The following is an 11,219-nucleotide window of genomic DNA, read 5'->3' as shown; positions in this document are numbered from 1 at the left end:
TGCAATCGCAAGAAGATGACGGGGCGGAATGTCAATCCTGGTCTAACAGAGCCAAACGAATTCATCTCCTGGACGGGCCGAGCGGCTATGCCTCGGCCATGGTCAAGAGCAGCCTCTCCCACCAGATGCGCTTTACCGTGCAGGTGTTTGAGAAAGAGCTCTGTGCCGCCGGTGACCCGCACGCACTGCAGGTCAAGCTGCTCGGAGACGATTCGCGCGTGCCGTCCAGCTGGAAGCTCTTCGCCGACGGCGCATGCGTTGCGGACGGATCCGGCGCCTTTGCCCGCGAGTGCTTCTGCGAGGGCGCCGAGGTGTTCCTGAATCTGTGTCGCGATGCCGTCGAGACTGCCGATCTGCGCCAATGGAGCCAGAGGGAGTACGAGCTGCTGAGCGCCGCGCGCGGGATTGCGAGGATGTAGACAGGCGGACGAGCCATCGACGATTTTGAGCTGGCAAAGGCCGGGATTTAGATTCCCGGCCTTCAACCTAGCACTGCTTTATGAGATCGAGCACCGCGGGAATGTCATCGGGATTCCGAAGGGCAACATAGGTCGGCAGGCCTGGACCGAATCCACCCTGCGTACGCTTGTCCTGGCACATGTCCTCTGGATCCGTTAGATCATCCACACTCTTTGCCAAGCCAACGGCAATCCAGCCACCGTTGCTAGTCCTGCCTTCCAACACGGCATGCAGTTTTCGCTTGCCCGACCTGAAGCCTACATAGTACTTGGCTATGTAGGACTCCCACGAAGGGTTACCACTCAGAACGGACTCGCGCACCTCATCGAAAAGCTTCTGGTTGAACCCACCTTCGGCAAAGGTGGGGTGGTTCTCCTGCAGAGTCCAGACAGGAGCCTCGTCAGACTCCCCACGAGAAGGACGGTACTTGTCGACGACGTCTGCCGGAAGGTCGGGATACTTCCATATCTCGCACGCTTCTTTCGCCAGCTCGTCCGCGCGCTGCCCAATCTCTTCCTCACCCCATTTTTCATGCGAGGCAAACGACTTGTTCAGGTAGAGCGGGCTGCATTTGAGTCCCACGTTCGGAAGATTGAGCTTGTCCGAGAACGACCGGTTTGAGTACTCCTGGTTGTAGCCCGTCAGCGTAAGGTTGCCCAGGTTGTTGCATAACCTGTCGTGGATGTCTTCCCAGTTCTCGCCAAGCGATTCCTTCCAGCCATGTTCACCGTCGATCGTCTGGGGCATGACGTGCTCGATTTGGTAATTGTCAGCCGAGATGGGCTCCTTCGGGTGGTGCCAGTTCTCCATGCGCTCCAGGTAATAGCGCTTTTTGGAGAAGCGGTTGTAGCAGTCACGCGTCTTAAACTCCTCGACAAAATGCTCGTCTGTCGGGAAGTACGCAGTCATACCGCTGCTGTGGATAAGGAGCATCGCCGTAACGTACTCCTCTATATCGTCCTGCTGCTCGAGGTTGCGATACATGCCGGCAAAGAAATTATTTAGGCCCGTGGTAAGCCTGCCGCAAACCGCCCGCCTGAACAGGAACGACTCGATAGTCTCGCAGATACGCAAAAACGCATTGTGGTTTAACATATTTCCCTCGTAAACCGAGTAAAGCAGCATCAAAAGAGGCCTGATCTGCTTCACATCAAGGCTTACGATTCTGCCGAATACTTGGTGCAGGCCATCGTCTTTCTCCTCGCCAAGGAACAACCTGGCATATCTTTGCGCATATTCGCGGAGCTCCTTCAGCAGGCCCTCGGTATCCCCATCGTAGTCATCAGCAAAATAGCGTTTGAACTCGTAGTAGGCCTCGTTTTCCTTTGGCATCCTATTGGGAACCTTGAGCCACAGCCAGTACCAGATAAATGCATTGAACTCTTCTTCGCCGCCTTTTCCGAACAAGCGCTCGAGCGGGTGCCAGTAACCCTCGTAAAGCTTGGTCTGCTCGTCATTGGGAAGAGACATAAGAACGAAGTTACGAATGAGGTCAATAGGCGTGAGCGGCTTGCCCTTGGAGTTCATGGACTCAAATATGAGCTGGGCATTATCAACGCCCGCGGTGAGCTTGGTGTCGATGACCTGCACGCGGTTTAGCCCCGCCCAAAGCCTTGCAGGGTCGAATGATTTCCCGTGCATCTTTTCACGGAAGAACGCATAGTTCTCGACGATCCGATCCGATTTTTCATCTGGCACGGGAGACCTAGATACGATGGAAAACAGCGTCTCTTTATCGTCCTGAGAAAGCACCAGCTTGTAGCGCGCCAGACCGTTGTAGTCATCATCGTTAAAGAGGTAATTTTTCCTCAGCGCTGAGATCTTGAGATCGCCAAGGAAACCGGCCTTGTCGGGATTACTCTCCAAATAGTCAGCCAAGGCGGCGATCATCAACGAAAACGTCGTCATGCGCTGTTGTCCATCGATCAGGAGCACGCGTGAGATGCTTGTGGCCGAGCTCTCGGACTCAGGGATATAGAGCATCGACCCCACGAAATGTGATACGTCATCACGACCCGCTCGCATGACGTCATCCCAAAGTACTTCGCACTCTTTTACGCTCCACGAGTAAACTCGCTGGTACACAGGAATGACAAACTGCATCTTCGCCACGCCCATAAGGTCAAGCAGATTCGCTTCGGTTGCTTTCATTTACGCTTGCTCCCTTTTCCAACATCGATCTCAGGAATCCTACTTGAACTTCTCCACCAGCAGCTGCCCGATGGCGCTCATCATGGCGCGATACTTCTCACTGTCCTCAAAGAGGCTGGTAAAGGAGTCCGTGTTCTCCACATAGGCGCGGCGAGCCTCCTCATCGAACACCTTGGGCAGCAGGCTTGATTCGAAGACCTGTCTGCCGTCGCGACGGATGGTGTCGGCGACCCGCGGATTTTCGGCGATACGCTTCCACAGCGTGTCGATAACCACACGATCTCCCTCGGTGAAGTTGCCAGCCCACTGCTCGTTGAACTTATCCACGAGCACCTGCAGCGGGTCGCGCTTCTTATCGGGCGTCACGGTCTTGGCCGCGCCACCGGGATCGAGCACGCCGCCGCCAGGCTCAAGCGAAATGCTGCCCTCGAACTCCTGCTTGAGCTTGTAGAAGCGCATCTCGACCTTGTCGTCCACAGCCTCGACGGGGATCTTCTCGACCTTGAGGAGGTGGCGCAGATAGCTTAAATACACGTATTCCTTATGCAGGTCTCGGTCAAACATGCGCACGATCTGGGTGATGTAGGTGTACCACTTGCAGAAGCTACGCACCTTGCGACGAACCTGATAGCGTTCATCGTCGTTCAACTCGTTATAACGCGCGACCGCCGGCTTCAAAACGGCCGCGAGCTTACCCTGCACGTTGCTCTGCGATTTACCCTTGCCATCGGTGAAGACTATCTCGGCAGCGGCCTCAATGTCAGACTCGTCATAGAGCCCGTAACCGCGAATATCGGTCTGCACCTGATAGAGGAGGTCGGTGTTAATCTGCTCGGAAAGCGACGTCTCGGTGTAGAAGCGTTCGAAAGCCTTCTGGATGTCCTCGGGCTTGTTCACGAAGTCGAGGATGTAGGTGTCCTCCTTGTCCGGGTGGATGCGGTTGACGCGGCAGAGCGTCTGGACGGCCTTCACGTCCTTGAGCTTCTTGTCCACCACCAGCGTGTGCAGCAGCGGCTCGTCAAAGCCCGTCTGGTACTTCTCGGCAACAACAAGCACGTCCCCATAGTTGTGGAACTCAGCCTTCGTTTGGCTCTCGGCGACGCGTTGTCCATCGTGGCCGACGTTGATGACCGGCTCGGTGTACTCGGGACCGTCGGGGCCGTCAGCCGGGTCGCTAATGGCGCCCGAGAACGCCACCAGCACCTCGATATCATCGTAGCCCTTCTTCTGCATGTAGCGCTTGATCTCGTGGTAGTAGCGAACCGTCGCGAGGCGCGAGGCCGTGACCACCATCATCTTGCCCTTGCCGCGGATTTTGGTGCGTGTCACATTGCGGAATGTCTCCACGATGATCTCGGCTTTCTGGCCGAGGGCATAGGGGTGCAGCTCCTTATACTTGCGGAGCAGCTTGAGCGTGGGGCTGCTCGGTACGTCGGGATTGTCGGGGACCGTGCGTGCGAGCTCGACGGCCTCCGAATAACTCACGTAGTTGGCGAGGGGGTCCATAATGAAGCCCTCCTCTATCGCCTGGCGCATCGAGTAGACGTGGAACGGGTGGAAGGACCCGTCAGGCCACTCATCGCCGAAGATCTCGAGCGTCTGTTCCTTTGGCGTAGCGGTAAAGGCAACGAAGGTCAGGTTCTTGTGACGGCCGTGGCTCGCGAGCTCGTCGGCGAGCTGGTCCTCCCAATCGGCTGCGGCGTCCTCGGCTTCCGCCTCGATCTCAGCGTACTCCTCGAGCGCGTCGCGCTTGTCGGCAAGGGCGCTCTTGAGCTTGAGCGCGCTCGTTCCCGTCTGGGACGAATGTGCCTCGTCGACGATGATGGCGAAGCGCTTACCCTTGCTCTCGACCTGCTCGTAGATCACGGGGAACTTCTGAAGGGTCGAGACGATGAGACGAGCGCCGCCGTTGATGGCGTCCCGCAGGTCGGCCGAGGTCTTGTCCTTGCCGATGGTCACGACCGAGCCGATGGCGTGATCGAAGCCCGAGATGGTCTCCTGCAGCTGGCTGTCGAGCACTCGGCGGTCGGTGACGACGACCACGGAGTCGAACAGCGGGGTGTCATCCACAAAGAGGGATGCAAGGCGATAGGCCGTCCAGGCGATGCTGTTCGACTTGCCCGACCCCGCCGAATGCTGCACGAGGTAGTTCTTGCCCGTCCCGTTCGCGCGCACGTCGGCGATGACCTTACGCACGGAGTCGAGCTGGTGGTAACGGGGGAAGATGATGCGCTCCTTCTTGCGCTTCACCTCGTTGCCGCGCGCATCGAGCTCTGTCTCTTCCTTGACCTCCAGGTGGAGGAACTTGTTGACGATATCGAGCAGGCTGTCCTTCTGCAGGGCGACCTCCCACAAGTGGCTCGTGGCATAACCGTCGGGATTTGCGGGGTTGCCGGCGCCGCCGTCGTTTCCCGCCCCGGCGGAGCCCTGGTTGAACGGCAGGAAGAAGGTCTTCGCGCCCTCCAGCTTGGTGGTCATGTAGACATTTTCGAGATCGACGGCGAAAAAGGCCACCATGCGCGTGTTGAACTTGAGACAGCGACACCTCGGGTCGCGGTCCTCGCGCCACTGGCGCATGGCATTCTCAACGTCTTGGCCGGTGAACTGGTCCTTGAGCTCTATGCCCACCAGGGGGATGCCGTTCACGTCCAGGACCATGTCGATGGTCTGGTTGCCCGTCTCGGCGAAGTGGAACTGGCGGATGCAGCGGCAGACGTTCTTGGCATAGCGGTCGGCGGCGCTTTCGTTAAGCCCGCTCTCCGGCTTGAAGAATACGACCTTGAAAGGAATTCCTCGGTGCTTGAAGCCGTGTTTGAGCACCGCGACCATACCCAGGCGGTCGACGGCGTCGTTGAAGACCTTGGCGAACTTCGCCGTGGAATCGGAGTTGCACATGCGCTCGAAGCGATCCCACGCCTTGGGCTGCGTCGTCTGGATGAAGTTGACCAGGGTGGCGGCGTCGAGCGCACGGTCACGATGCTCCATGTAGCCGCCGCCGACCATCTGATAGGTGCCGTCCTCGACGTAGAGGAGCGAATGCCTGTCGTCGCACTTGAAGAAACCGCCCTCAGGCGAGCAGAGAAACGACTCGATGTCCTCTTCGAGGTTCTTTTCCTTTGTCTGCGCAGGCATGCTACAACCTCATCTCTCTCAACTCGCGACCAAAGAGAGCGAGCCACGGAAATATGCTCTTGTTTAGCACCATGTACATCTTCGCGCGCTGCTTTTCCGTCGGTGCCGTCCTCTTGTTGAACATATCCACCATGAACTCGTAATCGTTTCGACCGTCATAACCGTTGTACCTATTGGCCGGAAAGGCGCCCCTCTCGTAAAGGAAAGCGTAGAGGCGTCGAGAAAACAGATCCCTGTTCATGCCATCGAGTCGCACGCCCGGCTTCCTCGCCTCAAGGGCTTCCAGCAGCTTGATCGCTGCCTTCCAGCCCTCAACCTCGTTCTTGAGCTCATCATTTTCAAACTTAAGGATGCAGGTGGAGCCTATTGGCGAGAGCTCTTTCCCGTTGACGGAATTTTTGATTGTGAACTCATACCTGATGCCCTCATGCCCGCAAAGACACTCTCCGGAGGTGTTCCCATTGTCATGGCACCCCACCACGTGCCATTCGGAAACGGCAATATCCCACGTTTTCGACGACGACGCCTCCAGCACGATGCCCGGAAGACGATAGGAATCGCCCATTGGCTACACCTCCCGCTTTCCGGTGACGGTCTCGTAGATGAGCGACTGCTTGTACGCTTTGAGGTCGGTGATGATAGCCTGCTTGGCAGCGATATCGGCATCGATCTGGGTGCACTTCTCGTCCAAGTAGTCCGCAATGAGACGCTGTTCGGAGAGAGGGGGCAATGGCACAAACGCCCGAGCCAATACGTTAGCGGCAAGATTTGCGCTCGTTGCACCAATGGCAGTAGCCATGGCTTGATTGGTGGTAGATGAGCACGTAAGCGCATAGCTAAGCCACTCGGGAGCGCAGCAAATGGGTCTAGCGACAGTCAGCGAAGAAGCAACCGTGCCGCAGTTCTCCGTTCGGTTCAACGAGCATTTGCCAACGCTTCCGCGCAAACAAAAGACGACATCACCGCGCCGTAGCTTCACACCCTTAAGTGAATCGTACTTATCTTGCGAAATGTACTTCGAAAAGACGTCGGGAAGATAACGACCATTGAGGTCGCCAGACGTAATAAACGGAATTCCAGCCTCTTGAATATCGTCGCCTGAAGGGTAGCTGTCACTTCTATCTCCGTTGAGAAATACAGCGAGACGCTTCACCATCACGAGGCCCCAGTTCGCATTCATTTTTCCTATCGCCGGGACTCCGCTTTCTTTCACTTTGAAAGCGTTACACGTACCGTAAACAATGGCTCGTTTAACCACATCGTTTTGATACGCCCTGTACTCTTCAATAGACTGCTCGGCGGTGGAGACGGCGCGGTCGATTTCGGCGCACTTATCGTCCAGGTATTCCGCGATGCGGCGCTGCTCATCGAGGGGAGGCATGGGTAGCACTTGGGCTGCAAAGTCCTCGAACTTGATTGTTTTGCCTTCGCGGATGCCCAACGTTAGTGAATTCATATGGTCAATAAACGACGGCGACTTAAACAAGTACTTATAGAACTGATAGTCGATTGGCTTTATTGAGCGAAACGTTTGGTAAGCAGGCGAACAGACCCCTTCGAAGTCGGAGCGCTCGAAGCCGCCCTGGAAGCTGCGCAGGCTGATTACAAAATCATTCCTGTGAACCGTACGGAATCTACTTAGGTCGGTATCGTCCTTAACGCGAACAACACCTTCAAGCCTATCCTGAGGCCACATGCCATGCTTCTGGGTCGCTGCCAAAAGCGTAAGGTCATCGTTGCCCCTGTCGTTGGTGAGTTTAAACAGGCGCTTAGCCCTATGCAATTTCCACCTCGAGGGGACCTCGCCGAGCCACTCGACGCCGCTGTCCTTCATCTCCCGCATTGCTAACGCACCTCTCCGAAGAGGGCCTTGAGGCTCTTCTCGAGCGTCTTCTCGTGCTCGAGGATGCGCTTGGCGATCTCGTCAGCTGGCTCCAGCTCGGCGTACTTGTAGAACACGCGCGTGAACGGGACGGTGTAGCCCACCTTGGTCTTCTTCTTGTCCACCCAGGCGTACTTGTTGTACGGGCGTACCTCGCGCTCGATATAGGCGTCAATGTCCTGAGTGAGCGGGATGTCCTCGGTGTCCTCCTTGGCCTTGTCCGCCTGCATTTTCCCGCGTTTGTTAAGGACGGGTTCTCCGTCCTCGTCGACGACGGGGCTCTCCACGGCAACGCGGTTGAAGCCAAACTCGACCGTCTCCATCAGGCGCGCCTCGACGGAGACCTCTAGTCCGTTGGACCCGGCGCCCGTCCAAGTGCCGTCGCGATACTCGGAGTACGCCTGGACGATAAGGTCGCGGCAGGACTTGGTGATGTCGTTCTTCTTGTCGCCAATGCCCTTGCGGCGCTTCTCGAAGCACCGGGAGGCGTCGATGAGCAGCACGTGGTCGCGATGCTCCGGTGCCTTCGCCTTGCTGAAGAGCCAAACGTAGGTGGCGATGCCGGTGTTGTAGAACGAGTCGCAGGGCAGCTGCACGATCGCGTCGAGCCAGTCGTTCTCCAACACGTATCGGCGGATGCTGTCCTCGCCGCTGCCGGGCTTGCCCTTGTAGAGCGGACTCGCGTCCTGGACAATCGCCATCACGCCGTCGTCCTTGAGCTTAGACAGGCCGTTGAGCACGAAGAGCATCTGACCATCGCCCTTGGCGGGAAGCTTCTCAACGGGGAAGCGTCCACCGCCGGCAGTCTTGAATTCCTTCTCCACCGAGGGGGCCTGAGGATTCCACGGGTCACCGAAGGGTGGATTGGAAATGCAGTAGTCGAACTTGAAGCCATCGAACTTATCGGCGGAGAGGGTATCTCCGAAGCGCATGTTGGCGTCGTCCTCGCCACGAATTAGCGCACTCGCCTTCGCGATGCCGAAAGTGAAGGGATTGAACTCCTGACCGTAGCAGGTTACACGGGCCTCGGCGTCGAGCTGGCGCAGGCGCTCCTCGGTGCAGCCGAGCATCTGCGAGGTTCCCATGGTCTGGTCGTAGACGGTCTTCGTGATGCGGTCGCCGTCGAAGACGTGCGGGTCCGCCTGAATGAGCAGGTCGGTCATGAGGTACACGATGTCGCGGCTCGTGAAGTGAGCGCCGGCGTCCTCGTCGTAGGACTCGGAGAAGCGCTGAATGAGGTTCTCGAAGATGTAGCCCATGTCCACAGCTTTGATCTTGTCGGGCGACATGTCGGCCTGCGGCTTGCAGAAGTCGCAGACGACCTGGTAGAGCAGCGGGGCGTCTGGGTCGGAGAGGCGTTCGATCTGGTCGGCGAACTTCATGCGTGCCAAGATGTCCTGCACGTTGTCCGAGAACCCGTTGATGTAGTCCTTGAAGTTGTCCTCGATGTTCTCCGGGTCGGCCTTGAGCGTCTCGAAGGTGAACTTAGAGGTGTTGTAGAAGGGGTAGCCGGAGGCATCGCGCAAAAAGCCGTCCTTCACGGAAAAGGCTTTGTATTTCTCAGCTGCGGCGAGAACGGCATCGTGCGTGGGCTCAAGGCAGTCGTGGAAGCGTTTGATAACGGTCATAGGAAGGATGACCAGGCCGTACTCATGAGGCTTGTAGGGGCCACGCAGGGTATCGGCGGCACTCCAAATGAGAGATGCCTTCTCTTGAATATTGGCGCCAACGGCCTTGATAAGATCGTCGCTATCCGCCACTGCTATTTCTCCTTCTTGGTCAGATATTCGATGAGGCTCATCTTTACCAGCGAGGTAAAGCTGATGCCAGAAAGCGCAGCGGCGTCCTTCGCCGCATCACGCATGTTTTTAGGTATGCGGATGGTCACGGCAACGTTCTCGCCATCCACAAGAAAGCTCTTGAGCTCGCTTGTCTTGGCCTCTCCGTCGACAAGCTCGGCGTATTTCATTGGCAACCCCCGCGATTGCATGATGCAATACAAATGTGCTTCTGATTCTAGCAAAGGAACAGAAGCCAATGACCATCTGACGCAGATAGAAGGGGAAGTCGAGAGTCAACGTTCTGCCCATTCGCGATGCCATGGAATCTTAGGTCCCGTAGGCTTGTCAGCCATTCGGTTAAACCTATAGATATGAATTTAGGCCCGGTGACTTGAATCAGCGGTCATCCCGGGCCCATCGATATGCAGTGTACCCAGGGCTAGCAGGTTTAACAAATGGATTTTCGTTAGCGCGACCTCGACCGTCCCAACTGCCTCGGCTACCAACTGAACGCCCCCTACCTCCCCTCCGCTTTCAGCTTTAGCAGCAGGTCTCCCAGCTCGGGGCACTTGCTAGAAAGGCGCGTCTGAGTTCGCTCGCCTATCCCCCACCGCTGGCGGACTTCCCGAGCGCGCGGGCTCACGCGGTAGTCCCCGTCCATCATCTGCTTGAGCAGCTTGGCGGTCACGCGCGCATCGGCAAGGGCGCTGTGAGCGTGACCCGTCGACTCGTCAAACTCGATGCCAAACCACGTTGCCGCGTCGCCCAACGAGACGCGCCCGTGGCTGCCCACGTCCATGATCGAGGTGTAAAACGCCTGTAGGTCGGCCCAGTCCGTAGGAAATGCGGAAAGATGGATGTGCTTTGCCTGGCACTCGGTCATAAGCTGCCGGCGGTCCGCCCCACTCCAACAGACCACCTGGGCGGAGTAACGACCAATCCAATCGTTGAGCCTTTTGATCACCACGTAGAGCGGATCGGCCATCGCTGTGTCCACGGCCGATATCCCAGTGAGCTCGCGGACGGGGAACGCAACGCCTTCGGTAAATTCCGTCTGCACAAACTGCGAGAACTCGCCCATAATGTTGCCGTGGTAATCGAGCTTAACAGCGCCGACCTCGATAATTTCATTGCGCAGCCCACGGCGCTGGCGCTGCTTTGGCACCGGCGCAAACTCAAAGTCCAGCACGATCTGGCGCGCAAAGTTCGTCGTATCGATAGCCGAGATACCCAGCGTCTTTTCAGCTGACACGGTTATGGCCTTTCTCCGTCAACTGCCGCTTGCTACATAGGCGGCTGCATTGCCGTAAGGATAGGCGCCCGCGCGGACATGAAAGCGGGACGCAATACCATGCTCCGGTCGCACGCCATGCAGACCGCCCCAAGAGAGTCGCCCGCTCTATTCAAATGCATGAAAAAGATTTAGGCCCGGTGACTTGAATCAGCGGTCATCCCGAGCCCATCAATATGCAGTGTACCTACAGAGGGCTGGTTAATCAAACGGGCTTTCGGTGACGAAGACCTGCGCGTCTATCCCCAATCGCTCAGCGCCGTCTTCTGCCACCCTTACGAAAGGCTGCTATTCGAGGGAATCACGTTGCTGTTATTATCGAACATATATTCGTATTTATGACCGCGCTTTGATAGAATGGCAGTTGTTGACGGCAGTTCCATGTGCCGGGCAGCGCCCTCCATGCGACGGGAGGTGATGCCCATGACCGATCTGATTGATTTCGTGAAGCTCCTGACCGCTTTGGTCTCGCTCCTCACGGCGCCTATCGGACTTTCCGAGGCACTTAAGCAGCGTACGAAGC

At 57.2% G+C, this 11,219-nt stretch carries 8 protein-coding genes; 1 reads left to right on the top strand and 7 read right to left on the bottom strand.

The window, feature by feature from the left end; translation table 11 throughout:
• Positions 1-419: hypothetical protein (locus DW123_RS09355; RefSeq protein WP_233540189.1), on the top strand; the 419-nt coding region annotated here is incomplete at its 5' end.
• 67 nt (positions 420-486) lie between these two features.
• Here the strand turns inward: DW123_RS09355 and DW123_RS09350 are convergent.
• The 7 genes from DW123_RS09350 to DW123_RS09320 form a co-directional block, all read right to left on the bottom strand.
• Entirely contained in the window at positions 487-2,610 is a 2,124-nt protein-coding gene (locus tag DW123_RS09350) for a DUF262 and DUF1524 domain-containing protein (RefSeq protein ID WP_118272888.1), read from the bottom strand.
• A gap of 39 nt (positions 2,611-2,649) precedes the next feature.
• Positions 2,650-5,742, bottom strand: a complete 3,093-nt coding sequence (locus DW123_RS09345; protein ID WP_118272889.1) for a type I restriction endonuclease subunit R — start codon at positions 5,740-5,742, stop codon at positions 2,650-2,652.
• 1 nt (position 5,743) lies between these two features.
• Positions 5,744-6,307 carry a hypothetical protein gene (locus DW123_RS09340; protein WP_117769403.1) on the bottom strand — a complete coding sequence of 188 codons (564 nt, stop codon included), beginning with the start codon at positions 6,305-6,307 and terminating at the stop codon, positions 5,744-5,746.
• Positions 6,308-6,310: 3 nt separating this feature from the next.
• A complete protein-coding gene (locus DW123_RS09335; protein WP_117848312.1) occupies positions 6,311-7,585 on the bottom strand; it encodes a restriction endonuclease subunit S in 1,275 nt (424 codons plus the stop codon).
• A gap of 2 nt (positions 7,586-7,587) precedes the next feature.
• Positions 7,588-9,384, bottom strand: a complete 1,797-nt coding sequence (locus DW123_RS09330) for a class I SAM-dependent DNA methyltransferase (RefSeq protein WP_117769399.1) — start codon at positions 9,382-9,384, stop codon at positions 7,588-7,590.
• 2 nt (positions 9,385-9,386) lie between these two features.
• Positions 9,387-9,593 (bottom strand): hypothetical protein, encoded by a 207-nt coding sequence (locus DW123_RS09325; RefSeq protein ID WP_117773406.1) that lies wholly within the window; start codon positions 9,591-9,593, stop codon positions 9,387-9,389.
• Positions 9,594-9,922: 329 nt separating this feature from the next.
• Positions 9,923-10,657 (bottom strand): 3'-5' exonuclease, encoded by a 735-nt coding sequence (locus DW123_RS09320; protein ID WP_158570695.1) that lies wholly within the window; start codon positions 10,655-10,657, stop codon positions 9,923-9,925.
• Between the last annotated feature and the right edge of the window lie 562 nt (positions 10,658-11,219).

Origin of the sequence: Collinsella sp. AM10-26 (assembly GCF_003472525.1) — a bacterium.
Taxonomy (GTDB): domain Bacteria; phylum Actinomycetota; class Coriobacteriia; order Coriobacteriales; family Coriobacteriaceae; genus Collinsella.
The sequence above is the reverse complement of the archived record's forward strand: the minus strand, read 5'-3'. Positions and strand labels throughout refer to the sequence as shown.